We start from the raw sequence: 251 nt of genomic DNA on the forward strand, positions 1-251 counted from the left end.
GTAGGAACTATTGTAAAATTAACGAATGAACGTTTAGCTTTAGTGCTTGAAGGGAACGTATTAAATCCTATTAAACCTAAAATTAAGCTATTTTATAATGCTAAGCACAATCATCATGTTACACCGAAAGACATCGATTTAAGTGAGCACACCCAAGAGCTTAAAATACTATCAAGTGTTAAGCCCTTAGATTATCAGATTAATTTGTCTCGCCTGCTAAAAGAGCATTTGTTGAACTAGTTTTACTGCAT

Annotated in this window: 1 pseudogene; it reads left to right on the forward strand. The window is 33.1% G+C overall.

From position 1 onward, the window contains the following. Positions 1 to 240 (forward strand): annotated as a pseudogene (locus tag AAEY99_RS21580) (HD-GYP domain-containing protein); the annotation flags it as partial. Between the last annotated feature and the right edge of the window lie 11 nt (positions 241 to 251).

Origin of the sequence: Shewanella sp. S1-58-MNA-CIBAN-0166 (genome assembly GCF_040310085.1) — a bacterium.
Lineage (GTDB): Bacteria > Pseudomonadota > Gammaproteobacteria > Enterobacterales > Shewanellaceae > Shewanella.